Origin of the sequence: Streptomyces sp. NPDC006711 (assembly GCF_042869775.1) — a bacterium.
Lineage (GTDB): Bacteria > Actinomycetota > Actinomycetes > Streptomycetales > Streptomycetaceae > Streptomyces.
The window spans coordinates 286,792-313,619 of record NZ_JBIAGO010000007.1; the positions used below are offsets into that span (position 1 = coordinate 286,792).

22 protein-coding genes are annotated in these 26,828 nt (G+C 71.0%); 6 read left to right on the plus strand and 16 right to left on the minus strand.

Going from position 1 to position 26,828, the window contains the following annotated elements; translation table 11 throughout:
• Window positions 1-21: 21 nt before the first annotated feature.
• The 3 genes from ACFYM2_RS17590 to ACFYM2_RS17600 form a co-directional block, all read right to left on the minus strand.
• Window positions 22-867 (minus strand): ABC transporter permease, encoded by an 846-nt coding sequence (locus ACFYM2_RS17590; RefSeq protein ID WP_358995251.1) that lies wholly within the window; start codon window positions 865-867, stop codon window positions 22-24.
• Window positions 864-1,871, minus strand: a complete 1,008-nt coding sequence (locus ACFYM2_RS17595; protein WP_358995253.1) for an ABC transporter ATP-binding protein — start codon at window positions 1,869-1,871, stop codon at window positions 864-866. The genes ACFYM2_RS17590 and ACFYM2_RS17595 overlap by 4 nt, the downstream gene beginning before the upstream one ends.
• Before the next feature lie 74 nt (window positions 1,872-1,945).
• Entirely contained in the window at window positions 1,946-3,199 is a 1,254-nt protein-coding gene (locus ACFYM2_RS17600) for an NYN domain-containing protein (protein ID WP_358995256.1), read from the minus strand.
• Window positions 3,200-3,463: 264 nt separating this feature from the next.
• Here ACFYM2_RS17600 and ACFYM2_RS17605 point away from each other — a divergent pair, with 264 nt between their 5' ends.
• Window positions 3,464-3,643 (plus strand): hypothetical protein, encoded by a 180-nt coding sequence (locus ACFYM2_RS17605; protein ID WP_358995259.1) that lies wholly within the window; start codon window positions 3,464-3,466, stop codon window positions 3,641-3,643.
• Between the two features lie 82 nt (window positions 3,644-3,725).
• Here ACFYM2_RS17605 and dnaE read toward each other — a convergent pair whose 3' ends face one another.
• Window positions 3,726-7,271 carry a DNA polymerase III subunit alpha gene (gene dnaE, locus ACFYM2_RS17610; RefSeq protein WP_358995262.1) on the minus strand — a complete coding sequence of 1,182 codons (3,546 nt, stop codon included), beginning with the start codon at window positions 7,269-7,271 and terminating at the stop codon, window positions 3,726-3,728.
• A gap of 271 nt (window positions 7,272-7,542) precedes the next feature.
• Between dnaE and ACFYM2_RS17615 the strand changes: the two genes are divergently transcribed.
• From ACFYM2_RS17615 to ACFYM2_RS17625, 3 genes are all read left to right on the plus strand, one after another.
• Window positions 7,543-8,871, plus strand: a complete 1,329-nt coding sequence (locus ACFYM2_RS17615) for a DUF2252 domain-containing protein (protein ID WP_388837091.1) — start codon at window positions 7,543-7,545, stop codon at window positions 8,869-8,871.
• A gap of 127 nt (window positions 8,872-8,998) precedes the next feature.
• Entirely contained in the window at window positions 8,999-9,688 is a 690-nt protein-coding gene (locus tag ACFYM2_RS17620) for a hypothetical protein (protein WP_388837149.1), read from the plus strand.
• A 50-nt stretch (window positions 9,689-9,738) separates the two neighbouring features.
• The gene (locus ACFYM2_RS17625) at window positions 9,739-10,551 is read left to right on the plus strand and encodes a DsbA family protein (protein WP_358995268.1); all 813 of its coding nucleotides are present in this window, start codon (window positions 9,739-9,741) and stop codon (window positions 10,549-10,551) included.
• A gap of 88 nt (window positions 10,552-10,639) precedes the next feature.
• On the opposite strand, the gene ACFYM2_RS17630 is transcribed toward ACFYM2_RS17625, so the two are convergent.
• On the minus strand, window positions 10,640-11,224 hold the full coding sequence (locus ACFYM2_RS17630) for a dienelactone hydrolase family protein (protein ID WP_358995270.1): 585 nt from the start codon (window positions 11,222-11,224) through the stop codon (window positions 10,640-10,642).
• 30 nt (window positions 11,225-11,254) lie between these two features.
• Between ACFYM2_RS17630 and ACFYM2_RS17635 the strand changes: the two genes are divergently transcribed.
• The gene (locus ACFYM2_RS17635) at window positions 11,255-12,331 is read left to right on the plus strand and encodes a mechanosensitive ion channel family protein (protein ID WP_358995273.1); all 1,077 of its coding nucleotides are present in this window, start codon (window positions 11,255-11,257) and stop codon (window positions 12,329-12,331) included.
• Window positions 12,332-12,355: 24 nt separating this feature from the next.
• Here ACFYM2_RS17635 and ACFYM2_RS17640 read toward each other — a convergent pair whose 3' ends face one another.
• The 5 genes from ACFYM2_RS17640 to ACFYM2_RS17660 all read right to left on the minus strand — a co-directional run bounded on the left by ACFYM2_RS17640 (window position 12,356) and on the right by ACFYM2_RS17660 (window position 17,411).
• The gene (locus tag ACFYM2_RS17640; RefSeq protein WP_358995276.1) at window positions 12,356-13,942 is read right to left on the minus strand and encodes a Na+/H+ antiporter; all 1,587 of its coding nucleotides are present in this window, start codon (window positions 13,940-13,942) and stop codon (window positions 12,356-12,358) included.
• 127 nt (window positions 13,943-14,069) lie between these two features.
• Window positions 14,070-14,531 carry a GNAT family N-acetyltransferase gene (locus tag ACFYM2_RS17645; RefSeq protein ID WP_388837094.1) on the minus strand — a complete coding sequence of 154 codons (462 nt, stop codon included), beginning with the start codon at window positions 14,529-14,531 and terminating at the stop codon, window positions 14,070-14,072.
• Window positions 14,528-15,469 carry an RluA family pseudouridine synthase gene (locus tag ACFYM2_RS17650; RefSeq protein WP_388837097.1) on the minus strand — a complete coding sequence of 314 codons (942 nt, stop codon included), beginning with the start codon at window positions 15,467-15,469 and terminating at the stop codon, window positions 14,528-14,530. The genes ACFYM2_RS17645 and ACFYM2_RS17650 overlap by 4 nt, the downstream gene beginning before the upstream one ends.
• 124 nt (window positions 15,470-15,593) lie before the next feature.
• Window positions 15,594-16,172 (minus strand): signal peptidase II, encoded by a 579-nt coding sequence (gene lspA / locus ACFYM2_RS17655; protein WP_350229805.1) that lies wholly within the window; start codon window positions 16,170-16,172, stop codon window positions 15,594-15,596.
• A gap of 63 nt (window positions 16,173-16,235) precedes the next feature.
• The gene (locus ACFYM2_RS17660; protein ID WP_388457192.1) at window positions 16,236-17,411 is read right to left on the minus strand and encodes a TraR/DksA family transcriptional regulator; all 1,176 of its coding nucleotides are present in this window, start codon (window positions 17,409-17,411) and stop codon (window positions 16,236-16,238) included.
• 576 nt (window positions 17,412-17,987) lie between these two features.
• Here ACFYM2_RS17660 and ileS point away from each other — a divergent pair.
• The gene (gene ileS, locus ACFYM2_RS17665) at window positions 17,988-21,128 is read left to right on the plus strand and encodes an isoleucine--tRNA ligase (RefSeq protein WP_358995290.1); all 3,141 of its coding nucleotides are present in this window, start codon (window positions 17,988-17,990) and stop codon (window positions 21,126-21,128) included.
• A 435-nt stretch (window positions 21,129-21,563) separates the two neighbouring features.
• Here ileS and ACFYM2_RS17670 read toward each other — a convergent pair whose 3' ends face one another.
• The 6 genes from ACFYM2_RS17670 to ftsZ all read right to left on the minus strand — a co-directional run bounded on the left by ACFYM2_RS17670 (window position 21,564) and on the right by ftsZ (window position 26,663).
• The gene (locus ACFYM2_RS17670) at window positions 21,564-22,790 is read right to left on the minus strand and encodes a DivIVA domain-containing protein (RefSeq protein WP_388837101.1); all 1,227 of its coding nucleotides are present in this window, start codon (window positions 22,788-22,790) and stop codon (window positions 21,564-21,566) included.
• A gap of 49 nt (window positions 22,791-22,839) precedes the next feature.
• Window positions 22,840-23,127: a YggT family protein gene (locus ACFYM2_RS17675; protein ID WP_350229809.1), complete on the minus strand. Its 288-nt coding sequence runs from the start codon at window positions 23,125-23,127 to the stop codon at window positions 22,840-22,842.
• 72 nt (window positions 23,128-23,199) lie between these two features.
• Window positions 23,200-23,817, minus strand: a complete 618-nt coding sequence (locus ACFYM2_RS17680; RefSeq protein ID WP_350229810.1) for a cell division protein SepF — start codon at window positions 23,815-23,817, stop codon at window positions 23,200-23,202.
• A 140-nt stretch (window positions 23,818-23,957) separates the two neighbouring features.
• A complete protein-coding gene (locus ACFYM2_RS17685; RefSeq protein ID WP_358995297.1) occupies window positions 23,958-24,677 on the minus strand; it encodes a YggS family pyridoxal phosphate-dependent enzyme in 720 nt (239 codons plus the stop codon).
• 6 nt (window positions 24,678-24,683) lie between these two features.
• Entirely contained in the window at window positions 24,684-25,391 is a 708-nt protein-coding gene (gene pgeF / locus ACFYM2_RS17690) for a peptidoglycan editing factor PgeF (RefSeq protein WP_358995300.1), read from the minus strand.
• Between the two features lie 66 nt (window positions 25,392-25,457).
• A complete protein-coding gene (ftsZ, locus tag ACFYM2_RS17695) occupies window positions 25,458-26,663 on the minus strand; it encodes a cell division protein FtsZ (protein WP_350229813.1) in 1,206 nt (401 codons plus the stop codon).
• Between the last annotated feature and the right edge of the window lie 165 nt (window positions 26,664-26,828).

Here is a 26,828-nt window from a genome sequence, read left to right on the forward strand (position 1 = left end):
CAGGCGTGTCTGTGCGCTGCCTCACCGGACCGCCGCCCGGCGGTAGGCCCACGCCGCCACGGCCAGCGAGACGACACCCACGGCCGCGCAGACGCCGAGGTCGAGCCCGACCAGGGCCCAGTCGGGGCGCGCGTCGAAGCTTCGCGCGAAGGCCTCCACGCCGTAGGTGGAGGGCAGCAGATCGCGGGCCCAGGCGATGGGCGCGGGCATCCGGCCGGCCGGGAGCACGCCGAGCAGCAGCGCCGCCGACATCCCCAACTGGCCGAAGAGGGTGGCGAGTTCCTGGCGGGGCGCGAGCAGCCCGAGGGCCGCTCCGAGCCCGGAAAGGGCGGCGCCACAGAGCGGGATCACCGCGGCCAGGATCCACAGGTGCCCGAGCGGAAGCCCGAACAGGAGGCAGCCGAAGACGGCCGTGACGGCGGTGCCGGGCACGGTGAAGGAGGCGTAGGCGGCGGCCGTGCCGAGGACCACGGACGCGGGGGGCACGGGCAGCGTCGCGTAGTGGTCGAGGCCGCCGTCGGCCCGCAGGCGGCCGAAGTACTGGGCGAGGAGGTTGAGCGCGACGAAGGCGACGACCAGGACGCTGGAGCCGGCGACCACCGCGCGGGCCTCGTCGCCGCCGTCCACCACGCCGCGCATCAGGATCATGATGCCGACGGACTGGAACGTCGCGACGAAGAGCAGCGGGATGCGGGCGACCCTGGCCCGCGAGAGCTGGGCGCGGTAGACGGCGGCGAGGGCGGGGCCGAGGCGGGCGCGGGGAGCGAGCGGGGCGGCGTCGGTGGCGCCGGGGCGCTCGGCGGTCCCGCTCGCCGGGGCCCGGCCGCCGGCCGTCTCGACGGTGCTCTCCAGGGGAATGGCGCTCACGCCTTCACCAGCCCTTCCGTGCGGCCGCCGAGGGCGAGGTAGACGTCTTCGAGGCTCGGCGTGGCCAGGGTGAAGTCGTCGAGGGCGGCGAAGGCGGGACCGCCGGTGACGGTGGCGACCGCGGCGCGGGCCCGCTCGGGGCTCAGCCGCAGCGTCCAGCGCCGGCCGGACTCCTGGGCCTCGGCGCGCAGCGCCGCGACCTCGGGGACCTCTACGGGGGCGCGGTCGCGCCACACGAGCTCGACCCGCACCTCGTCGGCGACTCGGGCCTTGAGCCCGGCGGGGGTGTCGCAGGCGATGACCCTGCCGCGTTCCATCACGGCGACCCGGTCGAGCACGGTCTCGGCCTCGATGACGTTGTGGGTGACGAGCACCACGCTCGCCCCGCGCTCGGCCCGGCGGCGGTCGACGGCGGCCCACACGGCGCGCCGGGCCACCGGGTCCATGCCGGTGGTGGGCTCGTCAAGGACCAGCAGGGGGCGCTCGCCGACGAGGGCGGTGGCGAAGCACGCCAGGCGCCGCTGGCCGCCGGAGAGCTTCTTGAGCGGGCGGGCGGCGATGTCGTCAAGGCCGAGTTCGGCCAGTACGGCGTCGCGTTCGGCCCGGGCCTCGCGCAGGGTGAGACCGCGCAGGCGGCCGGTGGTCTCGGCGGCGAGCGAGACGGTCAGCTCGTCCAGCGCGGTGGATTCCTGGCCGAGGTGGGCGATGAGGCGCGCCGCCCGTTCGGGGTGGCGGACCAGGTCGTGCCCGAGCACGTCGACCGTCCCGGCGTCGGGCCGCATGAGCCCGGTCAGCTGGCGTACGAGGGTGGACTTGCCGGCGCCGTTGGGGCCGAGCAGCCCGAAGATCTCGCCGCGGCGCACCTCAAGGCTGACGCGGTCGGTGGCCCGGACCTCGGGCGTACCGGGCGCACCGCGTCCGCCCCGCGTCGCGGGGTACGTCTTGACCAGGCCCCGCACCGCGAAGGCGGTGCCGGCCCGTGCCGCTGCTGTGCCGGTACTCACGGGGAACGAGCCTAAGGGGTCCAGCGAGCCGTCCCGCCCCGGGGGCGCCTTGGCGCGGCATGGGGCGCGCGGGGCTACTCGCCGGCCGGCTGGTGCTCGGCGGCCGCCCGCACGTCGATCTCGCGCCAGAACCCGGCCCGGATCGCGTACCGGTCGTGCTCGTCGATCTGGTCGTCCTTGTGCGCGAGGAGGCCGAACCGAGCGGCGTAGCGCAGGAGTTCACCGTCGATGCGGTGCGGGATGCGCGGGTACATCGTGGACAGTTTCTGTACGTGCGTGGGCTCGGGGAGCCGTTCCATCCAGCGCCGGGCGAAGACCTGGCCCACTTCGTAGGGGTCGCCGCCGACGGTGGTGATGTCTTCCTCGCGGTCCGCCCAGCGCTGTTCGGCGCTGGTGAGCTGCGCGAGCGTGGGCAGCGACGCGGTCTCGGGGGACTCGCCGAGCGCGGAGCCCGGGCGCTCCACCCAGCCCTTGTCGGAGGACCAGCGCAGGGTCGCGGAGGCGGGCGGGGCGGGCGCGGTGGCGGCGGCGCCGGGAGCGCGCAGGGACGCCAGGTCCTTGGGCGTGGGTACGCCCTTGGCGCCGGCCGGGGCGGGCGCGGCGGCGCCGTTCTCGCCGACGGCCTCGGCGGGGGCCGGGGCGCCCCGGCCTGCGGCGGCCTGGGCGGCTTCGGCGGCCCGCTCGGCGGAGGCGGCGAGCGCCGACTCGGGCAGGGGCGCGGAGAGGATGGCGGCGATCTCGGGGCGGGGCGCGGGGGCGGGGGCGCAGATGCCGGTGAGGTCTCTGGCGCGTACGGCCCGGGTGATCCAGGCGCGGTCGAGCACCCGGCGCTCGTCGGCCTCGGCGACCAGGTCCTCGGACTGGTTGTAGTCGCCGTCGGCGGCCTGCACGGCCCACAGGTGCACGGCGACGCCGTGTTCCTTGGCGGACATCAGGCCGGGCAGCAGATCGCCGTCGCCGGTCACCAGGACCACGTCGGAGCAGGCGCGGTTGCGGGCGAGTTCGGTCAGCTCGGCGTGCATGGCGGCGTCGACGCCCTTCTGCGCCCAGCGCCCGTCGCTGCGGGTCAGGGCGCCCAGGCGCACCGTCACCCGGGACATCACCCGCAGGCGGCGGTGTTCGGGCTGGGGGACCCGGTCGGGGGCGCCGTCGAACCAGTAGATGCGCAGGAGCGGCTGCTGGGTGTCGGCCTCGGCGCGCTCGCGGAGCCCCTGGATCAGGGCGGCATGGTCGACGGTGATGCGGGAACGGGCCGGTTCTCCGGCGAGCAGACTCGCGGCGGCACCGAGCAGGTAACCGGCATCCACCAGGACGACGCAGCGGTCCATGCGTTCCACCCTCTTTCGGGAACGGAAAAGCCGAAGAAAAAAGACAGCGGGAGCGGGGTGCGGAAGATCACCGAGCGGACTTCGGGGTTTCCTTCGAGTCTGCCCGACCGCGCGAGGGTTGAGCACCGGAACTCGATCATCGGCGTGGCGGATTGGGGCGCCGCTCCCCCTCACGCACGGTAATGATCCGAAATGCGTCGTTTGTCCATCTGTGTGAGTCTGACAGCGGCCCTGGCCCCGAGTTCCCCCACAGGAGGCAGCACCATGGCCAAGAACAAGAACCGCAAGTCGGGCAGTCAGCAGGACCGTTCCGGCGCCGCCGAGCGCGGCCAGGAGCAGGCGAAGTCGACCGCCTTCGAAACCCAGGCCATGCCGCAGTCGCAGGGCCAGGGCAGCCCGGCGGATGTTGCCCGTAAGCACCAGCGCCGCTTCGGTCACAACTGAGCGTCCTCTCATGAGAAAGGGACGCACCCGTTGGGGTGCGTCCCTTTCTCGTCCGCTTCTCGTCCGCAGGACGGCCGTCGGCTCAGCCGGCCAGGCAGGACGGGCCGAGCAGCACCTTCAGATCACCGAAGAGGGCCGGATCGGGCTGGACCCGGTGCCGGTCGAGGCGCAGCACCGTCGTGGAGCGCGGGCCCTGGAGCTTGATCCGCACCTCGGTGTTGCCCTTGTGGTGGCCCAGGATCTCGCCGAGCCTGCTGACCATCGGCGGGGTGACCTTGACGGTGGGGATGGTCAGGACCACGGGGGCGTTGGTGCCCGCCGACGAGAGGTCGGGAACCATCAGCTCCATGGCGACCAGACGCGGGATGTCCTCGCGCTTGTCCAGGCGGCCCTTGACGAACACCACCGCGTCCTCGACGAGCTGGGTCGAGACCAGCTGGTAGGTCGCGGGGAAGAACATGCACTCGATGGAGCCGGCCAGGTCCTCCACGGTGGCGATCGCCCACGCGTTGCCCTGCTTGGTCATCTTGCGCTGGAGGCCGGAGATGATGCCGCCGATGGTGACGATCGAGCCGTCGGAGTAGTCCCCGCCGGTGAGCTGGCCGATGCCCGCGTCCGCCTTGTCGGACAGGACGTGCTCCAGGCCGAAGAGCGGGTGGTCGGAGACGTACAGGCCGAGCATTTCGCGCTCCTGGGCCAGCAGGTAGGACTTCTCCCACTCCACGTCGCCGAACTCGACGTCGAGCCCGAAGCCCGGCTCGTCGGCGCCCTCGTCCATCCCGCCGAAGAGGTCGAACTGGCCCTCGGCCTCCTTGCGCTTGACCTGCACCACGTTGTCGATCATGGGCTCGAACTGGGCGGTGAGGCCCTTGCGGGTGTGGCCCATCGTGTCGAAGGCGCCCGCCTTGATGAGCGATTCCGTGGTGCGCTTGTTGCAGGCGACCACCTCGACCTTGTCGAGGTAGTCGGGGAAGGAGCTGAACTTCCCCTTGGTCTTGCGTGAGCGGATGATCGACTCCACCACGTTGGTGCCGACGTTGCGGACGGCCTCCAGGCCGAAGAGGATCACGTCGTCGCCCTGGGCGGCGAAGTTGTGCACCGACTCGTTCACGTTCGGCGGGAGCACCTTGATGCCCATGCGCCGGCACTCGTTGAGGTAGACGGCCGACTTGTCCTTGTCGTCCTTGACCGAGGTGAGCAGCGCCGCCATGTACTCGGCGGGGTAGTTCGCCTTCAGGTACGCGGTCCAGTAGGTGACCAGGCCGTACGCCGAGGAGTGCGCCTTGTTGAACGCGTAGCCGGCGAACGGCACCAGCACGTCCCACAGGGCCTGGATCGCCGCGTCGGAGTAGCCGTTCTTGCGGGCGCCGGCCTGGAAGAGGACGAAGTTCTTCGCCAGCTCCTCGGGCTTCTTCTTGCCCATCACGCGGCGCAGGATGTCGGCCTCGCCCAGCGAGTAGCCGGCCACGATCTGGGCGGCCTTCTGGACCTGCTCCTGGTAGACGATGAGGCCGTAGGTCAGGCCCAGCGTCTCCTTGAGCGGTTCCTCCAGCTCCGGGTGGATCGGGGTGATCTCCTGGCGGCCGTTCTTGCGCTCGGCGTAGTTCGTGTGCGAGTTCATGCCCATCGGGCCCGGCCGGTACAGGGCCGAGACGGCGGAAATGTCCTCGAAGTTGTCGGGCTGCATCTGGCGAAGCAGCGAGCGCATCGGGCCGCCGTCGAACTGGAAGACGCCGAGCGTGTCGCCCCGGCAGAGCAGTTCGAAGGTCTTGGGGTCATCGAGCGGGAGCGACAGCATCTCCAGGTCGATGCCCTTGTTGGCCTTCACCATCTTGACGGCGTCGTCCATGATGGTGAGGTTGCGCAGGCCGAGGAAGTCCATCTTCAGCAGGCCGAGCGATTCGCACTGCGGGTAGTCCCACTGCGTGATGGTCACGCCGTCGGTGTGCCGCACCCAGATCGGCGCGTGGTCGACGATGGGCTCGCTGGACATGATCACGCCGGCCGCGTGCACACCCATCTGCCGGACCAGGCCCTCGACGCCCTTGGCGGTGTCGATGACCTTCTTGACGTCCGGCTCGTTCTCGTACATCCCCCGGATCTCGCCGGCCTCGCTGTAGCGCGGGTGCTTGGGGTCGGTGATGCCGGAGAGGTCGATGCCCTTGCCGAGGACGTCGGCGGGCATCGCCTTGGTGAGGCGGTCGCCCATCGCGTACGGGTAGCCCAGCACCCGCGCGGAGTCCTTGATGGCGTTCTTCGCCTTGATCTTTCCGTAGGTGCCGATCATGGCGACCTTGTCGGAGCCGTACTTCTCCGTCACATACCTGATCACCTCGACGCGCCTGCGCTCGTCGAAGTCGATGTCGACATCGGGCATGGAGACGCGCTCGGGGTTGAGGAACCGCTCGAAGATCAGGCCGTGGGTGATGGGGTCGAGGTCGGTGATGCCCATCGCGTACGCGACGATCGAACCGGCCGCCGAACCGCGGCCGGGGCCCACCGCGATGCCGTTGTTCTTGGCCCACATGATGAAGTCCGCGACGACCAGGAAGTATCCCGGGAACCCCATCTGGATGATGATGTCCATCTCGTACTCCGCCTGCTTCTGGCGGTCCTCGGGCACACCTTGCGGATAGCGGCGCTCCATGCCGACCCGGACTTCCTCCTGGAACCAGGTGACCTCGGTGTAGCCGTCCGGGATCTCGAACTTCGGCATGAGGTTCTTCGCCTCGAACATGCCGCTCGTGTCGATCTGCTCGGCGACGAGCAGGGTGTTGGCGCACCCCTGCTGCCAGGCGTCCGAGGAGTCGATGGCGTACATCTCGTCGGTGGACTTGAGGTAGTAGCCCGTGCCGTCGAAGCGGAAGCGGTCGGGGTCGGAGAGGTTCTTGCCGGTCTGGATGCACAGCAGCGCGTCGTGCGCGGTCGCCTCGTGGGCGTAGGTGTAGTGCGAGTCGTTGGTGACCAGCGGGGGGATGCCCAGCTTCTTGCCGATCTCCAACAGGCCGTCGCGGACCCGGCGCTCGATCTCGATGCCGTGGTCCATCAGCTCCAGGAAGTACCGGCCCTCGCCGAAGATGTCCTTGTAGTCGGAGGCCGCCCGCAGCGCCTCGTCGAACTGGCCGAGCCTGAGCCGGGTCTGGACCTCGCCGGAGGGGCAGCCGGTGGAGGCGATCAGCCCCTCGGACCACTGCGAGATGGTCTCCTTGTCCATCCGGGGCCACTTCTGGAGCCAGCCCTCGGCGTAGGCGTCGGAGGAGAGCCGGAAGAGGTTGTGCAGACCGGTCTTGTTCGCCGCCCAGATCGTTTTGTGCGTGTAACCACCCGAACCGGACACGTCGTCGCGCTTCTGGTGCGGCTGGCCCCACTGGATCTTGCGCTTGTTGCGCCGCGACTCGGGGGCCACGTACGCCTCGATGCCGATGATCGGCGTGACGCCCGCCTTCTTCGCCGAATGGAAGAAGTCGTACGCCCCGTGGAGGTTGCCGTGGTCGGACATGGCGATGTGCGTCATGCCCATCTCGTTGCAGGCCTCGAACATGTCCTTGAGCCGCGCGGCACCGTCCAGCAGCGAGTACTGGGTGTGGACGTGAAGGTGCGTGAACGGTGTCTTGGACGTGCCAGTCACGGTTGGGGCCTCCAACGGCAAAGGGGGGTTCGCGAAGCGGGGGGACAGCCTCGGAGTCTACGTCGCCGCACCGACAGCCGAGGGGGAAGTGCGGCGCGCGACCCCTGCGAGGCCGGCCGGCCGGGAGCGGCGGCGCGGATCGGTCGAGCGGACCTGCGGCCGGCCGCGCGGCGCGGGCACTTGGGGGTACGGTCGCGCGTTGGAAGGGGCACATCCCGTCCCGATCGTGTTGACCGTGATCAAGGCAGTACGCACCAGGAGGCACCCAGCGATGTCGGTCCCGCAGCCCAGCGCGCAGGCGCGCGGCGAAGAGATACTCGCCGTTTTCGAGACCGCGTTCGGCCGACTCCTGGCCGCCGACCCGGCCGCCTTCCGGGTCAAGTTCCGCAAGATGGCGGCCTCCGCGTTCGCCTTCTACCGGGGCACCGCCTGCCTGTTCTACTCCGACCTGGAAAAGGAGCGGCACGGCGGCCCCTACCTGGACGAGCGCACCGGCCGGGTCTGGATCCACGGCGACCTGCACGCCGAGAACTTCGGCACGTACATGGACGCCAACGGCCGGCTGATCTTCAACGTCAACGACTTCGACGAGGCGTACGTGGGCCCCTTCACCTGGGACCTGAAGCGCCTGGCGGCCTCGCTGGCGCTGATCGGCTGCACCAAGGCGTTCAGCGACGAGCAGATCACCGCCCTGGTGCGCACCTGCGCCACCGCCTACCGCGAGCGGATCCGCGCGCTGGCCTCGGGCGCGAAGGAGGACGAGGTCCCGCCCTTCACGCTGGACACGGCCGAGGGCCCCCTGCTCGGCGCGCTGCGCGACGCCCGCGCCCGCACCCGGTTCGCGCTGCTCGACTCGATGACCGAGATCCGCGACCACGAGCGCCGCTTCACCGAGGACGACGGCTCGATCGAGCTGGACGCGGCGACCCGCTACAAGGTGCTCGCGGCCTTCGACGGCTATCTGGAGACGCTGCCCGAGGAGAGTCTGGTGCGCCCGGACTCCTACCGCGTCAAGGACGTCGTGGGGCGGCGCGGCATCGGGATCGGCTCGGCGGGCCTTCCCTCGTACAACATCCTGCTCGAAGGGCACAGCGACGCCCTGGAGAACGATGTGGTGATCTACATCAAGCAGGCTCAGACCCCGGCGGTCTCCCGGCACGTCACGGACCCGGCGGTGCGCGGCTACTTCCAGCACGAGGGGCACCGCACGGTGATCTCGCAGCGCGCGCTCCAGGCCGCCGCCGACCCGTGGCTGGGCTGGACCGAGCTGGACGGCGCGGGCCAGCTGGTCGCCGAGGTCTCGCCCTACGCGGTGGATCTGGACTGGTCCGACATCGACGACCCCGACGAGATCGCGGCGGTCGTCGCCGACCTGGGGCGGGCCACCGCCACCATGCACGCCGCCGCCGACGACGAGAGCGGCCACTCCGAGCTCGTGCCGTTCTCCACCGAGCGGGCCATCGACGCGGCGATCGCCGCCGACGAGGAGGGCTTCGGCGATCTGCTCGTGGAGTTCGCGCACGCCTACGGGGCGCGGGCCAGGGCGGACCACCGGATCTTCGTCGACCTGTTCCGCAACGGCCGGATCCCGGGCCTGTAGGCGGCCGCGCCGAGCGCTTCGAGGGGCGGGGCGGCCGGGCCCGCGAGGGCCGGGCACGGACCGGCCCCACGGGTCTCACCGAACTCTTAGGTACGGCATACGGCCCGGCATGGCACACTCACCCGCGATGGACATATCAGGGACGCGGCTCAGAGCGGCACGCGCGGCGCTTTTCACAGCGCTCGTCGTGACGCTGTCCTCCGCGTCCCATGTGCTGCTCTCGCGCGTCCCGCTGCCGCTCTTCCTGGTGACCGGCGCGGGGTGCGCCGTCTTCGTCATCGCCTACGCGCTGGCCGGGCGCGAGCGCGGTTTCTGGGCGATCGCGGGCGCGCTCGTCCCGCTCGAACTGGCCGCCGACACCCTCTTCACCACCGGCCAGCACGTCTGTTACGGACCCTCGGGCGGCCCCGTCGCGGGTGCGCTGCGCGCGGTCGGCGTCGACGTGCTGTGCGGGGGCGGGGCTTTGGGCGGCGGGGCGCTGGGCGCGGTGCCCGCCCCGGCGAACGCGGCCGCGCTGCTGACCCACCCGGGCCCGGCCGTGCCCTGGCTGCTGCTCGCGGCCCATGTGTCCGTCGGGCTGCTCGCCGCCCTGTGGCTGCGCCGGGGCGAGGCGGGGCTCGCCCGGCTGCTGCGCGCGGTCGGCCACCACGCGTTCCGGCCGCTGCTGGTCGCGGCCGCCGTGGTGCGCGCCGCCTTCGACGGCGCTTGCCCCCTCGCGCGCCCCGCGTACCACCGGCCCGGACCCTCCCGCACCCGTTTCCTGGTGCACTCGGTGGCCCGAAGGGGACCGCCGCCGCGCGTGCTCGGCCTCGTCTGAGCACCGCAGCAGCCCCTACCCTTCCCCACCTGCCATCCGGAGAAAAGATCATGAGTTCCCGCAACAGCCAGGCCAACAAGGCCGCCGCCCGCGAGCGGCTGCGAGCGGAGCGCGAGCGCGAGGCGAAGAAGGCCAAGACCCGCCGCCAGATCATCGTGGGCGTGTCCGTCGTCGCCGTCCTCGCCGTCGTGGGCGGCGGTGCCTACCTCATCAAGGAGGCCATGAAGCCCTCCGCGTGGGAGGCCGCCAAGGACAGGTCGCTGGTCAAGCCCGCCAACACCTCGGGCAAGGACGGCACGACCGTCGTCATCGGCAAGGCGGACGCGAAGAAGACCCTCGAAATGTACGAGGACCCGCGCTGCCCGATCTGCTCGCAGTTCGAGCAGATCGTCGGCCCGACGATCCGCAAGGACGTCGACGCCGGCAAGTACAAGATCCAGTTCATCGGCGCCACGTTCATCGACAACGGCAGCCCCGGCACGGGCTCCAAGACCGCCCTGAGCGCGCTCGGCGCCGCCCTGAACGTCAGCCCCGACGCGTTCTTGGACTACAAGTCGGCGCTCTACTCGGCGAAGTACCACCCCGAGGAGACCGACGACAAGTTCAAGGACCGCGACTACCTGATCAAGATCGCGGACACCGTGCCCGCGCTCAAGGGCAACGCGGCCTTCCAGAAGGCCGTGACGGACGGCACCTACGACAAGTGGGCGCTGACCATGTCGGACAAGTTCAACAGCAGCGGCGTCCAGGGCACGCCCACGCTGAAGATGGACGGCAAGAAGATCACCGACGGCGCGTCGGACAACGCCCCGATGGACGCCGCGACCTACAGCTCGGCCATCGACAAGGCCCTCAAGGGCTGACCGGCTGACCGGGCCGCCCTGGAATCGGGGCCGCGCGCGACGGGCGGTGGGGACCAGCGGGTCCCTACCGCCCGTTCGGGGCCCGGGGCTACGCGCCGGGGCCGGCGAGGCTGTCGAGGAAGCCGAGCGCGGTGTGCCAGGTCTCCTCGGCGGCGGCCTCGTCGTAGTCCGCGAGGCCGGGGTCGGTGAAGAGGTGGCCCGCGCCCGGGTAGCGGTAGATCTCCACGTCCGCGCCGGCCCGCCGCATCTGCAAGTACCAGGCGTTGAGCCAGTCCGCCGATTCGAACGGATCGGGGTCGGCCACGTGCAGCTGGACGGGCAGCTCGTCCACGGATGTGTTCTCGGCCATGTCGGACGTGCCGTGCAACAGCAGCAGCCCCCGGGCCTTCTCGTCCCCGAGCGCCAGGTTCTGCGCGATGGAGCCGCCGAGTGAGAAGCCCGCGTACACGAGCCCTCGCTCGGAGTGCGGGGCGGCGGCCGCGATGGCCCGCTTCAGCAGCTCGTCCGTGCCGATCTCGTCCTTGACCTGCCTGCCCTCCTCGGCGCTCTCGGCGGTCCGGCCGTCGTACAGGTCGGGGACGTGCACCTCGTGCCCCGCGGCCCGCAGCCGCTCGGCCGCCTCCCGCACGGCGGGACGCAGGCCGTAGACCGAATGGAAAAGCATGATGTTCATGAGCCCATCGTGCCAGTTACGGTCGAGGGCATGGAGAACGTACTGCGTCCGTTGATCGTCATCGGCGGCTCGGTCGTGCTCGCGCTGGCCGGGGGCTGGCTGGCCGACCGACTGCTGCGCCGGGCCGACGCCCGGGACCGCGAGACCCCGCTGTGGGGTCTGCTGCGCCGATGCCGCATACCGCTGAACCTCGTCATGCTCACCGCGATCCTGCGCGGGACCTACGACGAGATCAAGTGGCGTCCCGTGCAGGAACACGACGCGGGTCTCGGCCGGTTCCTCACGCTGGTTCTGATCGGTACGAGTTCCTGGCTCGTGGTGCGGATCGCGACGGCCGTCGTGGAGTCCTCCTACACCCGCTACGCCGCCTCCACGCGTGACCCCGCCCGGGTCCGCCGGGTCCGCACGCAGGTCACGCTCATCCAGCGCGTGGTGAGCGCCATCGTCATGGTGGTGGCGATCGCGGCGATGCTGCTCACCTTCCCCGCGATGCGGGCGGCGGGCGCGTCCCTGCTGGCCTCGGCGGGCATCGTGGGTGTCGTTGCCGGTGTGGCCGCCCAGTCCACCCTCGGCAACCTCTTCGCCGGGCTCCAGATCGCCTTCGGCGACGTGGTGCGGCTCGGCGACACGGTGGTGGTCGAGGGCGAGTGGGGCGTCGTCGAGGAGATCACGCTGACCTACCTCGCGGTGCGCACCTGGGACGAGCGCCGCCTGACCATGCCGGTGTCCTACTTCACCAGCAAGCCGTTCCAGAACTGGTCGCGCGGCGGCGTGCAGATGACCGGCACCGTCTTCTTCCACCTGGACCACTCGGCCCCGATCCCCCTGATGCGCGAACGGCTCGCCGTGATCCTCAAGGAGTGCCCGGCCTGGGACGGCCGGGACTTCTCGCTCGCGGTCACCGACACGACGCCGTCCACGATCCAGGTCCGCGCGGTCGTCACGGCCAAGGACGCGGACGACATCTGGACGGTACGGGTCACCGTCCGCGAACAGCTGGTGGCGTGGCTGTACGAGGAGCACCCGTACGCGCTGCCGAGGATCACCACCCAGGACCGGCCCTCAACTCCCCTGCCCAGCCCGGCGATCGAGGACCGGCGGCGCTAGGGAGCGGCTTCGGGGGCGGCCCGTTCACCGCAGGCTGCGGACGTCCAGCTGCCGCAGCACCCGGTCCACGATCTCCGGGTCGGCGCCCGGCTCGCTGCGCGCGGACAGCACCTCGTGGCGGGCCGCCGACATCATCTCGCGCTGGATGCGCTGCACGGCCCTGATCCGCTCCACCCGCTTCGCGTACGCGGAGCGGCGTTCTTCGTCGACCATGTCGGGGCTGATCCGCGCGCCGACGTCGTAGGCGCGCCGGTGCAGCTGCTCCATGACCTCCTCGGGCAGCTCCTCGACGTCCTGGATCTCCTTCAGACGCCGTTTCGCGGCCTTCGCGGCCCGGATCGCGAGGTCCCGTTCCAGGACTCGCTCGGCGTCCGTGTCGGCCCGTACGCCCAGCCGCCTGACCAGCCAGGGCAGGGTGAGGCCCTGGAAGACGAGGGTCGTCATGATCACGGCGAAGGCGATGAAGATGATCTCGTCACGGCCGGGGAAGGGCGCGCCCGCGTCGGTCCTGAGCGGGATGGCGAGCGCGAGGGCGACCGAGGCCACGCCCCGCATGCCGGCCCACCACATGACGATGGTCTCGCGCCAGGACGTGGGGATCTCCTCGTCGTAGTCGCGTTTGTCGTGCAGCCGCTTGGCGAGCCAGGTCGCCGGGAGCAGCCACAGCAGCCGTACGCCCACGACGACGCCCACCACGGCCGCCGCCCAGCCGAACATGTGCGCCTGGCGGCCGGTGGCGGTGCCGAACACGTTGTGCAGTTCGAGCCCGATCAGGCCGAAGGCGACGCCGGTCACCAGGGTGTCGACGATCTCCCAGAACGTGGCGCCGGCCAGCCTGCCCTGCACGTCGTCGGCGTCCATTGTGTGCTCGGCGAGGAACAGCGCCACGGTCAGCACCGCGAGGACCCCGGAGCCGCCGAACTCCTCGGCCAGGACGTAGCCGATGAACGGGACCAGGAGGGTGAGGCCGATCTGGAGCGTGGGGTCGCCGAGCAGACCCATCAGCTTGTGGGCGAGCCAGCCGAGCGCGAGACCCACGACGACGGCGACCACGGCGGAGAGCACGAGCTTGCCCGCCGCCGACGCCCAGGAGAAGCTGCCGGTCACGGCCGCCGTGATGGCCACGTGGTAGAGCACGATCGCGGTCACGTCGTTGAACAGGCCCTCGCCCTCCAGGATCGACACGAGGCGGCGCGGCAGCCCCAGCGAGCCGGCCACGGCCGTCGCGGCGACGGGGTCGGGCGGGGCGACGAGCGCGCCGAGCGCGACCGCCGCGGCGATCGGCAGGCCCGGCACGATGGAGTTGGCGACGGCGGCGACGGCGGCCGTGGTGACGAAGACGAGGGCGACGGCGAGCAGGAAGATCGGCCGGACGTTCGCGGTGAACTGCCGCCAGGAGGTGCGCTGCACGGACGCGTACAGCAGCGGTGGCAGCACCAGCGGCAGGATGAACTCCGGCTCGATGGTCACGTTCGGCACGAACGGCAGCAGCGCCATGACGATGCCGCCGAGCGTCATGAGCACGGGCGCCGGCAGCCCTAGGCGCTCACCCAGCGGGACCGTCACCACCGCGCCGAGAAGGAGCACGAGCAGCAGGGCGAGCTGGTCCACGGGGTCCCCTCCGGGCGGTGCGGGCCTGGGCGGCCTTGACGATCAAGACCTCAAGCGTGCCACGCAACCGGGCCGAACCGCCCATCGGGACCCAAAGGGGAGCGCGGGGCGGCGGCCATCCTCCGACTTAAGGAAGCGCCCGCCGCATCGCCCGGTGCGGGATGTCCGCGTCGGGGAACTCCTCGCCGTACGCCTCGTAGCCGAGCCGTTCGTAGAAGCCGAGCGCGTGCGTCTGCGCGTGCAAATCCACCGCGCTCAGGCCGCACTCCACTGCGGCGTCCTCCAGGGCGCGCACCAGGGCGGCGCCGACGCCGAGGCCGCGCGCCTCCCGGGTGACGGCGAGGCGGCCGAGCGAGCCGACGCCGAGGCCGCCGGTCCTGGCCCGCGCCCCGGGACCGTACAGGAGCCGCCCGGTGCCGAGCGGGCCGCCCGGGCCGACGGCCAGGACGTGCAGCGCGATCGCGTCGTAGGCGTCGTACTCCACGTCCTCGGGGACGCGCTGCTCGACGACGAAGACCGCCCTGCGCACCGCGTAACAGGCCTCCACGTCGGCCGGACCCTGGGCCCGGCGGACGGTGAAGGCGGTCATTCGCTCTCGGCGCGGATCGTGTCCAGGGCGTGCTGCAGATCCGCCGGGTAGACGCTCTCGAACTCGACCCACTGGCCGTCCGAGGGGTGCTCGAAGCCGAGCCTGACCGCGTGCAGCCACTGGCGGGTCAGCTTGAGGCGCTTGGCGATCGTGGGGTCCGCGCCGTAGGTGAGGTCGCCGACGCAGGGGTGGCGGTGGGCCGACATGTGCACCCGGATCTGGTGGGTGCGGCCCGTCTCCAGCTTGATGTCGAGCAGGGAGGCGGCGCGGAAGGCCTCGATCAGGTCGTAGTGCGTGACGGACGGCTTGCCCTCGGCGGTCACGGCCCACTTGTAGTCGTGGTTGGGGTGGCGCCCGATCGGGGCGTCGATGGTGCCGCTCATCGGGTCCGGGTGGCCCTGGACCAGGGCGTGGTAGCGCTTGTCGACGACCCGCTCGCGGAACTGCGCCTTGAGCGAGGTGTAGGCCCGCTCGGACTTCGCCACGACCATCAGGCCCGAGGTGCCGACGTCCAGGCGGTGCACGATGCCCTGGCGCTCGGCGGCGCCGGAGGTCGAGATGCGGTATCCGGCGGCGGCGAGACCGCCGATGACGGTGGTGCCGGTCCAGCCGGGGCTCGGGTGGGCCGCGACGCCGACCGGCTTCATGATCACGACGATGTCGTCGTCGTCGTGGACGATCTCCATGCCCTCGACGGGCTCGGCGACGATCTGCACCGGGGCGGCGGCCCCCGGCATCTCGACCTCCAGCCACGCCCCGCCGTGCACCCGCTCGGACTTGCCGACCACGGCGCCGTCGATCTGCACCTTCCCCGCCGCCGCGAGCTCGGCCGCCTTGGTACGGGAAAACCCGAACATGCGGGAGATGGCGGCGTCGAGGCGCTCGCCTTCGAGGCCGTCGGGAACGGGCAGGGTGCGGATCTCGGGAATCGTACTCACCCGTCGAGTATGCCTTGCCGCGCCGACAGCGCCCGCCGCGCGTCCGGTGGGCGGGCGCCGAGCAGGCTGCTTGGGAGCGGTGCGGCGAGGCGGCGGGCGGGCTCCGGGGAGGCTCCGGGCGGGCTCAGTCCTTGTGGACGGTGCCGTCCGGGTCCAGGCCCCGGAAGGAGAGGATCACGATCAGGATGCCGCCGCAGACGATCGCCGAGTCCGCCAGATTGAAGACGGCGAAGTCCTTGGGGGCGATGAAGTCGACGACCTCGCCCTTGAACACGCCGGGCGAGCGGAAGATCCGGTCGGTGAGGTTGCCGAGCGCGCCGCCGAGCAGCAGACCGAGGGCGATCGCCCAGGGCAGGCTGTAGAGCTTGCGCGCGAGGCGCGAGATCACCACGACCACGCCCGCCGCGATGATCGTGAAGATCACCGTGAACGCCTCGCCGATCCCGAACGCGGCGCCCGCGTTCCTGATCGCGTTCAGTTGCAGCAGATCGCCGACGATGCTGATCGGCTCGTGGTTTTCCAGCTTGGCCACCACGAGCGTCTTGCTGCCGAGGTCGAGGAGGTAGGCGACGACCGCCACCACGAACAGCACGGCGATCTTCCGCTTGCCCTTCGGCCGCTCGGAAGGGGCCTCCTGGCCGTCGGCCCCTTCGCCTTCCCCTTGCACATTCGGCGTACCGATGACGCGCTCCGCCTCTGCCACGTGAGTCCCTCAACCGCTAGGTGCCTGACTGAGCACGAGAGTACGGCACACCTGTGTGCGGGATCAGCCCCGCCGTTCCTGCTTCTGCTTGTCCTCCACGCACAGGGTGGCGCGCGGGAACGCCTGCATGCGGGCCTTGCCGATCGGCTTGCCGCAGACCTCGCAGTACCCGTAGGTGCCGGCGTCGAGCCGTTCCAGGGCGTGCTCGGACTGCTCCAGGGTCTCGCGGGCCCGGGCGGCGAGCGCCATCTCGTGCTCGCGGGTGATGTTCTTGGTGCCGGTGTCGGCGTCGTCGTCGCCGGCCCCGTCGCCCGAGTCGCGCATCAGGCCCGCCAGCGCGGCCTGGGACGCCTCGATCTCGTCGCGCAGCCGCCGCACCTCGCCCGACAGCTCCTCGCGGGCCTCGGCGACCTCCTCCGGCGTCCAGGGGTCCTCCCCCGGCCGGACCGGAAGCTCGCCAGGGGCGGCCGTGGCGACGGCGCGGGCCGCCGGTACGGCCGACGCCTCGGCGGTACCGGCCGCGGTACCGGCCGCACTCTTCTTCGCAACCACCTTGTTGGCTCCCGTCTCTTCCGCGGCCGAAGCCGCCCCCTCGGCCGCGGTCGCGGCCTTCCTCGCACCCGTCCCGGCCGACTTCGCCGGCGCCGACTTGCCGGTCGCCTTGTCGGACGCGGCCCGCGCCGTCCCGGTTGCCTCGCCCGGCCCGGACTTCTTGGCGGCGGCCTTCTTTCCGGTGGCCTTCTTGGCAGCGGGCTTCTTGGCAGCGGCCTTCTTGGCAGCGGGCCTTTTGGCGGCCGCGCGCTTTCCCGCACCGTGCGGGCCGGCGTCGTGCACGTCCGCGTCGTGCGCGGCCGCGTCGTGCGGGCCGGCGTCGTGTGCCTGCGCGTCCTGCCCCTTCTCCTCGTGCCCCTTCGCGCCGTGCCCCTTCGCGTGTGGCTCGGTCGCGACCGCCGTGTTCCTGGTGGCGGCCGTCTTCTTGGCGGGCGGCGCCGGCTCGTGGGCGTCCGCCTCCGTGACGACCCCCGCGTTCCTGACCCGGGCCGTCTTCTTGGCCGCGCCGCTCTTCTTCGCCGTCGCCTTCTTACCGGCGACGCTCTCCTTGCCGACGGCGCTCTTCTTACCGTTGTCGTCCTGGTCCGTCTGGTCCGCCGAGCCCGTGGGGGCACCTGCGGCAGCACGTGTGGCACTGGCTTGCCCGGACGCCGTTGTGGTCTCTACGGCGGTCTTCTTCGCCACCATGGCCGCGGCCCCTTCACATATTGTGATCTTGCTCGCGAATCGTGCTGGGACGATAAATCGACTCCAGGCCCGCGGCAACGGGGCACGCCGCCGGTTCGCCCCGCCCCGGACCCGGCGGCGCGGCGAACCCTCATCGGTTGTGCCCAGCTCCCGGCCCGGTAATCCGCCGGACGGGCGGAGCGGGAGCTCGTGGACGGGCGTATGGCCATTCGGGTCACGCGCCGCCGCCGCGCGGCCCCGCTGAAAACCTGTGAGCCTCCCCGCTCGCGGCCCCGTACACTGGGCCCAGCGAGAGGCGTGGACGGGACGAGTAGCGGCGTACGCAGCCAAGAGCGATCCGGGGACGGTGTGAGCCCGGAGGTGAGCGCGCGGTGAAGATCACCCCCGAGCCGCCGGAAGAACGACTCCGCGCACGCGGCATGCGGCGGGGAGTCCAGTAGAACCGGCTTCGCGACCCAATGAGGGGGCGGTGTTCCTGCACACCGCCAAGGAGGGTGGTACCGCGGGAGCGCCCCACGTGGGCCCGCTCTCGTCCCTTCGACGGAGCCGCACGACGATCCGCCGGAGGATGAACGGATGTCGCAGTACCGCCAGGTGCCCGCCCAGGTAGACCTGCCCGCCCTGGAGCACGCCGTGCTCGACTTCTGGGAGCAGTCCAAGGTCTTCGCCAAGAGCCTCGAACAGTCCGAGGGCCGCCCGGAGTGGGTCTTCTACGAGGGCCCGCCCACCGCCAACGGCATGCCGGGCGCCCACCACATCGAGGCCCGCGTCTTCAAGGATGTCTTCCCGCGCTTTCGCACGATGCGGGGCTACCACGTGGCCCGCAAGGCCGGCTGGGACTGCCACGGCCTGCCCGTCGAGCTGGCGGTCGAGAAGGAGCTCGGCTTCACCGGCAAGAAGGACATCGAGGCGTACGGCATCGCCGAGTTCAACGCCAAGTGCCGCGAGTCCGTGACCCGCCACACCGACGCCTTCGCCGACCTGACGACCCGCATGGGCTACTGGGTCGACCTGGACGACGCCTACCGCACCATGGACCCGCAGTACGTCGAGTCCGTGTGGTGGTCCCTGAAGGAGATCTTCAACAAGGGCCTGCTCGTCCAGGACCACCGTGTCGCCCCCTGGTGCCCGCGCTGCGGCACCGGCCTCTCCGACCACGAGCTGGCGCAGGGCTACGAGACGGTCGTGGACCCCTCGGTCTTCGTCCGCTTCCCGCTCACCGGCGGCCCGCTCGCGGGCCGGGCGGCCCTCCTGGTGTGGACGACGACGCCGTGGACGCTGGTGTCCAACACGGCGGTCGCGGCCCACCCCGAGGTCACCTACGTCGTGGCGAGCAACGGCGAGGAGCAGCTGGTCGTCGCCGAGCCGCTGCTCGCCAAGGCCCTCGGCGAGGGCTGGGAGGTCACCGGCGAGCGCTTCACCGGCGCCGAGATGGAGCGCTGGACCTACCAGCGCCCGTTCGAGCTGGTGGAGTTCCCCGCGCCCGCGCACTACGTCGTCAACGCCGAGTACGTCACGACGGAGGACGGTACGGGTCTGGTCCACCAGTCCCCCGCCTTCGGCGCCGACGACCTCGCGGTCTGCAAGGCGTACGGGCTCCCGGTCGTGAACCCGGTCCGCCCCGACGGCACCTTCGAGCAGGACGTTCCGCTGGTCGGCGGCGTCTTCTTCAAGAAGGCCGACGAGAAGCTGACGGAGGACCTGAACGAGCGCGGCCTCCTCTTCCGCCACGTGCCCTACGAGCACAGCTACCCGCACTGCTGGCGCTGCCACACGGCGCTGCTGTACTACGCGCAGCCGTCCTGGTACATCCGCACCACCGCCGTCAAGGACGCGATGCTGCGGGAGAACGAGAAGACCAACTGGTTCCCCGAGTCGGTCAAGGAGGGCCGCTTCGGGGACTGGCTGAAGAACAACATCGACTGGGCGCTCTCCCGCAACCGCTACTGGGGCACGCCGCTGCCCATCTGGCGCTGCGAGGACAACCACCTCACGTGCGTCGGCTCGCGCGCGGAGCTGACCGAGCTGACCGGCACCGACCAGTCCTCGCTCGACCCGCACCGCCCCTACATCGACGAGGTCACGTTCACCTGCACCGCCGAGGGCTGCGCGCTCGAAGCGGTGCGCGTGCCCGAGGTCATCGACGCCTGGTACGACTCGGGTTCTATGCCGTTCGCGCAGTACGGCTACCCGCACCAGAACAAGGAGCTGTTCGAGTCCCGCTACCCGGCGCAGTTCATCTCCGAGGCCATCGACCAGACCCGTGGCTGGTTCTACACGCTGATGGCGGTCGGCACCCTGGTCTTCGACAAGTCCAGTTACGAGAACGTGGTGTGCCTGGGCCACATCCTCGCCGAGGACGGCCGCAAGATGTCCAAGCACCTGGGCAACACCCTGGACCCGATCCCGCTGATGGACCAGCACGGGGCGGACGCGGTGCGCTGGTTCATGGCGGCCGGCGGCTCCCCGTGGGCCGCGCGCCGGGTCGGCCACGGCACCATCCAGGAAGTGGTGCGCAAGACGCTCCTGACGTACTGGAACACGGTCGCCTTCCAGGCGCTGTACGCCCGTACGTGCAACTGGGCGCCGAGCGCGGCGGACCCGGCCCCGGCCGACCGCACGGTCCTGGACCGCTGGCTGCTGAGCGAGCTCAACTCGCTTGTGGAGCAGGTCACTTCGGCCCTTGAGGCGTACGACACCCAGCGCGCGGGCAAGGCGCTGTCCTCCTTCGTCGACGACCTCTCCAACTGGTACGTACGCCGCTCGCGCCGCCGCTTCTGGCAGGGCGACAAGGCCGCGCTGCGCACCCTGCACGACGTGGTCGAGACCGTCACGCGTCTGATGGCGCCGCTGACGCCGTTCATCACCGAGCGGGTCTGGCAGGACATGGTGGTCCCGGTGACCCCGGGCGCGCCGGAGTCCATCCACCTCGCGACCTGGCCGGAGGCGGACACCTCGGCGATCGACCCGGAGCTCTCGCGGCAGATGGCGCTCGTGCGCCGTCTTGTGGAGCTGGGCCGCGCCACCCGCGCGGAGTCCGGCGTCAAGACGCGCCAGCCGCTGTCGCGGGCCCTGGTCGCGGTGGCGGGCTTCGACGCCCTCTCCCCCGAGCTGCACGCGCAGATCACGGAGGAGCTGAACGTGTCGTCGCTGGCCTCGCTGTCCGAGGTGGGCGGCTCGCTCGTCGACACCACGGCCAAGGCCAACTTCCGGGCCCTTGGCAAGCGGTTCGGCAAGGGCGTGCAGGACGTGGCCAAGGCCGTCGCCGCGGCCGACGCGGCGGCGCTCTCCGCGTCGCTGCGGGACACGGGCACGGCGTCGGTCGAGGTGAACGGCGAGTCGGTGGCGCTCGCCCCCGACGAGGTCATCATCACCGAGACGCCGCGTGAGGGCTGGTCGGTGGCGTCCGACTCCGGCGCCACGGTCGCCCTCGACCTGGAGATCACCCCGGAGCTGCGGCTGGCGGGCCTGGCCCGGGACGCGATCCGGCTGATCCAGGAGGCGCGCAAGAACAGCGGGCTCGACGTGGCGGACCGGATCACGGTGCGCTGGAAGTCCACCGACCCGGAGGTCTCCTCCGCGCTGACCGCCCACGCGGCACTGATCGCGGACGAGGTCCTGGCGACGGACTACGCGGCCGGGGAGCCCGACGGGACGTACGGCCCCGCCTTCACGGACGAGCCGCTGTCGCTGACGTTCCACCTCCGCAAGGTGTAACCCGGCGCCCCGAGCGGCCCGCCCTTCCCCGGCCGGGGGGGGCGGGCCGCTTTCGTCTGCGCGGCCCCGGGACCCCCTGGGGCTCCGCCCCAGACCCCGGGGACTGGCCCCACCCCACCCCTTCCCGAAACCCGCCGGGGGTTGTGAACGGCTGAGGTACAAGACCTGTGGCTCCGCCCCAACCCCGTTCGCGCCTGAACGGCCTCGGGCTGAGGTTGCCGGTGTGGGCCAGCACCGACCCCGTCAGGGGCGCGGGGAACTGCGCGAGAAGCGAGCACGGTCCGCAGACGATGGGCTCTCCGCCGGAGGCCCTGCGGCGGAGCCGCGCAGTGTCACAGCGGGACCGGCACGGCAAAGGGCCGGTACCGGGAACAATCCCGGTACCGGCCCCGCAGCCTGCCGACGGCTACGCGCGACGCACGCGCGTAGCGCCCGTCAGTTGTCGTCCTCGTCGATCAGGAAGCCACGCATCGGCGAGGGAGCCTGCTGCATCGGCGAGGGCCCCTGCGGCCGCACCGGCGCCATCGGCTGGGTCATCGCCGGCGTCATCTGCTGCTGACCGCCGTAGGACGGGCCGCTCGGCATGGACTGCTGGCCGCCCATGGACGGCTGGCCACCCATCTGGTGCCCCATGGAACCGGCACTGGCCGACGCCATGGACCCGCTCATCTGCGGAGCCGGCGGCAGCGAGGCCGTCGCCGGGGTGCGCGGCGGCGCGAGCGAGTCGTCGGCCTGCGTCTCCAGCTGGCGCAGCTGCGACTCCAGGTAGGACTTCAGACGCGTACGGTACTCGCGCTCGAAGCCCCGCAGGTCCTCGACCTTGCGCTCGAGGGTGGCGCGGGCGGACTCGAGGGAGCCCATCGCGACACGGTGCTTTTCCTGCGCGTCCCGCTCCAGGGCGTCCGCCTTGGCACGGGCGTCGCGCTCCAGGCCCTCAGCGCGGGACCGGGCCTCGCCGACGATCTTGTTGGCCTCGGAACGGGCCTCCGCGATCGCCTGGTCGGCGGTCTGCTGCGCGAGCGAGAGCACACGGGCGGCGCTGTCGCCACCGGGAGCCTGCGCCTGCTGCCCCATCTGGGGACCGTGGCCCATGGGGCCGCCCATCTGCTGGCCCATGGGGCCCTGGCCGAGCTGGTTCTGACCCATGGGGCCCTGACCCAGCTGGTTCTGGCCCATCTGGTTCTGACCCATCTGGTTCTGGCCCATCTGGTTCTGACCCATCGGACCCTGGCCCATGGGGCCCTGGCCCATCGGACCCTGACCCATGGGGCCCTGGCCGTGCTGGCCGTGCTGGCCCTGCGGGCCGTGGCCACCGGGACCCGCGGGCAGCTGCGGCGCGCCGCTGGGCAGCTGGGGCGGACCCATCTGCGGCTGCTGCTGCACCTGCGGCGGACCTGATATGGCGGCGGGAACGGGGGCACCCTGGCCTCGGCCGTCCTGCTGCTGCTCCGGCTTGCGCATGCCCTGCTGCTGCTGGTTCTGCGCGGCGGCGCGGGTGGCGGCGGCCAGCTTGGCGCGCAGATCCTCGTTCTCACGGAGCAGTCGGGTCAGCTCTGACTCGACTTCGTCGAGGAAGGCGTCAACCTCGTCCTCGTCATAGCCTTCTCGGAGGCGGACCGTCGTGAACTGCTTGTTCCGCACGTCCTCGGGGGTCAGCGGCATCTCTTCTTCACCTCTACGTAGTCGTCGGCAGTCGGCAGGACCGAATCGTTCACAACCTGACCTTCACGATGTTGATCAGGAGGAAGACGATGATCATCAGAACGAAGAAGGACAGGTCGAGTGCCACGCCCCCGAGACGCAACGGCGGAATGAACCGCCGCAGAAGCTTGAGCGGTGGATCGGTGACAGTGTAGGTGGCCTCAAGAACGACCACCATCGCCTTACCGGGTTGCCATGAACGGGCGAACTGGAAGACGTAGTCCATGACGAGCCGGAAGATCAGCACGGCGGAGAAGCACATCAGCGCGATGTAGATCACCTGTAGTGCGACGCCCATCTCGCGCTTCCCTCTCCCCTTGCATCAAAGCTCCGGCCTGGTGTCGGCCGGTTCGTTCCCGGTGTCGTGTTCTCAGCTCTGGTTGAAGAATCCGCCCTCTGCGATGCGGGCCTTGTCCTCCGCCGTGACATCGACGTTAGCAGGAGACAGCAGGAACACCTTCTGCGTCACGCGTTCAATGCTGCCGTGCAGGCCGAAGACGAGACCGGCGGCAAAGTCGACAAGTCGCTTCGCGTCGGTGTCGTCCATCTCGGTGAGATTCATGATCACCGGGGTGCCCTCGCGGAAGTGTTCCCCGATGGTACGGGCCTCGTTGTAGGTCCGCGGGTGCAGCGTGGTGATGCGGTACGGCTCCCGCTCGGACACGACCTTGGGCATGATCACCGGTGCGTTCTTCTCCAGGCTCGGGCGTTCAGGTGTGATGGACGCCACGGGTGCGATTCGCGCCGGTCGTCCGCTTTCTACCGATAGTTGAACCGGCTCTCTCGGCGCTGGAGGCTGAGTCGCACGTACCGGTTCGTCCCGTTCGTCCTGGAGCGGAACCTGGTGCGGGGGCTGATGCCGCCGACGGTCGCGCTCCGGTTCGGGCTCGGGTTCGAAATCGTCGTCGGGGTCGAACCCCCGGCCGTCGTACCCATCGTCCTCCACGAGGCCGAGGTAGACCGCCATCTTGCGCATCGCGCCGGCCATGCTCAGATTCCTCCGCTCTGTGGTGGATCGCTCCTGTCGCCGAGTGGCAGCGTCATCAAGGGCCCACGATCCACGCGGTCTGCCCACCGAAGAGTGGGAATGACCATATTTTCTGCTGTGGTCCGACTTGCTTGGCGACGTTACCCGAGCCGGGGTCGGTCTCCGAGTACCGCCGTTCCGACGCGTACATGTGTCGCTCCGGCCGCGACGGCCTCTTCGAGGTCCGCACTCATCCCTGCTGACACCATGTTCGCAGCCGGATGGTCCGCGCGCAGGCGGGATGAGAATTCCATCAGCCGCTCGAAGGCGGCCCGTTGCCGTCCGGCGTACGCTCCGGCCAGCGGCGCCACCGTCATCAGACCGTCGAGCCTGAGCCCGGGCGCCCCGGCGACGAGGTCCGCCAACTCCCCGACGGCGTCCGGGGCGACGCCCCCGCGCGCACCGCGCTCACCGGACTCCGCGTCGAGGGCGACCTGGATGAGGCAGCCGAGCTCACGTCCGGCCCGGACGGCCGCGGTGGAGAGCGAACCGACCAGCTTGCCCCGGTCGACCGACTGCACCATATCGGCATAACTGGCCACAGAACGAACCTTGTTGGTCTGCAACTGACCCACGAAGTGCCAGGTCAGATCCAGATCGGCACAGGCCTCGGCCTTGGGGGCGGCGTCCTGGTCGCGGTTCTCGGCGACCTCGCGCACTCCGAGTTCGTGCAGCAGGCGCACATCGCTCGCCGGGTAGGTCTTGGTGACCACGATGAGGGTCACCTCCCCGCGCTCGCGCCCGGCCGAGGCGCACGCGGAGGCGATACGTTCCTCCACCTGCGCCAGGTTCCGGGCGAGTTCGCTCTTGCGATCCGTCATGAGTCGTCAGTCCAGCCAGACATATCCGGCGAGCCGGCCGGTGGCGCGGTCGCGGCGGTAGGAGAAGTGGTCGGGCGATTCGAGGGTGCAGACGGAAGAGGCCTGCCGGTCGGTGACGCCGAGGGCGGCGAGCTGCGCGTGCACCGCGGCGGTGACGTCCACGGCCGGCGTGCCCCAACTGGTCCGGGACCAGGCGGCCGGCTCGACGGCGGCGACCTCGGCCCGCATCGGCTCGGGCACTTCGTAACAGCGTCCGCAGACGGCGGGCCCGGTGCGGGCCACGATCCTGGCCGGGTCGGCGCCGAGCGAGACCATCGCCTCGACCGCGGCGGGCACCACGCCCGCCACCATTCCGGGCCGCCCCGCGTGGGCGGCGCCCGTGACCCCGGCCACCGGGTCCGCGAGCAGGACCGGCACGCAGTCCGCGGTCAGCACCGCGAGCGGGGTCGCGCGACGGCTCGTCACCACCGCGTCGACGGCGGCCGGATCGCCGGGACCGAAGGGGCCGTCGACCACCGCGACCTCGCGCCCGTGGACCTGGTTCATCCAGACCACCCGGCCCGGGTCGAGCCCGAGCCTCCTGGCGGCGAGCCCCCGGTTGGTCCGCACCGACGCGGGGTCGTCGCCGACGGCACCGCCGAGGTTGAGCTCTTCGTACGGAACGGCGCTCACCCCGCCCCACCGGTCGGTGAAGGCGAAGTGCGCGCCGCTCACAGTGCCCTGCTCTCGTATCACTTCAAGGGATCGCTTCGAAAGGCCGCTTCGCTCACGCGAGCGCGCTCACTTGAGGAAGTCCGGCACGTCCAGTTCCTCGGCCTGGCTGTCCGGGTAGGGACGGGCCGTCGGGATGGCGGAGGGCGCAGGGGCCTCGTTGACCGGGGCGGGCTCGACCGGGGCGACCGGGGCCGGGGGCTCCTCGCGGGTGGGCACCGCGCCGAGGCCGCCGAGCGGGCGGGACACCTCGGACGGCCGCGCGGGCGCGGGCTCGTCGCGCTTGGTGGAGGCGGCGCCGAGGACGGTGTCCCGGCGGGCCGGGGGCTGTCCGCCGTCGAAGCCGGCCGCGATGACGGTGACCCGTACCTCGTCGCCGAGCGCGTCGTCGATGACCGCGCCGAAGATGATGTTGGCCTCGGGGTGGGCGGCCTCGCTGACCAGCTGGGCCGCCTCGTTGATCTCGAACAGGCCGAGGTCGGAGCCGCCGGAGATGGAGAGCAGCACACCGCGGGCGCCGTCGATGGAGGCTTCGAGGAGCGGCGAGGAGATCGCCATCTCGGCGGCGGCCACCGCGCGGTCGTCGCCACGGGCCGAGCCGATGCCCATGAGGGCCGAACCGGCTTCCGACATCACGGACTTGACGTCGGCGAAGTCGAGGTTGATGAGGCCCGGCGTGGTGATCAGGTCCGTGATGCCCTGGACACCGCTGAGCAGCACCTGGTCGGCGGACTTGAACGCGTCGAGCACGCTGACCTGGCGGTCCGAGATGGACAGCAGCCGGTCGTTGGGGATGACGATGAGGGTGTCGACCTCTTCGCGGAGCTCGGCGATGCCGTCCTCCGCCTGGTTCGCCCGGCGCCGGCCCTCGAAGGTGAACGGGCGGGTGACCACACCGATCGTCAGGGCGCCCAGCGAGCGGGCGATGTTGGCGACGACGGGCGCGCCGCCGGTGCCGGTGCCGCCGCCCTCGCCGGCGGTGACGAAGACCATGTCGGCCCCCTTCAGGACCTCCTCGATCTCCTCACGGTGGTCCTCTGCCGCCTTGCGTCCGACGGCCGGGTTGGCTCCGGCCCCGAGGCCGCGGGTGAGTTCACGGCCGACGTCGAGCTTGACGTCGGCGTCGCTCATCAACAGTGCTTGCGCGTCCGTGTTGATCGCGATGAACTCGACGCCCTTGAGACCGACCTCGATCATTCGGTTGATGGCATTGACACCACCGCCGCCGACACCGATGACCTTGATGACTGCGAGGTAGTTCTGCGGTGCTGCCACGTCGAAGGCCTCTCGCCTCGAGTTACGGGTCGTCACTTCGCGGGTGGCGCGAGGCGACGACGAATGCCGATTGGGGCGGTCCGTATCGCCGACCCGAACCCTAACGCTGAAGTTTAGGGTTACCAGTGTGTCTGTTCGCTGGACTCTTCCGAACAGGACACTAAG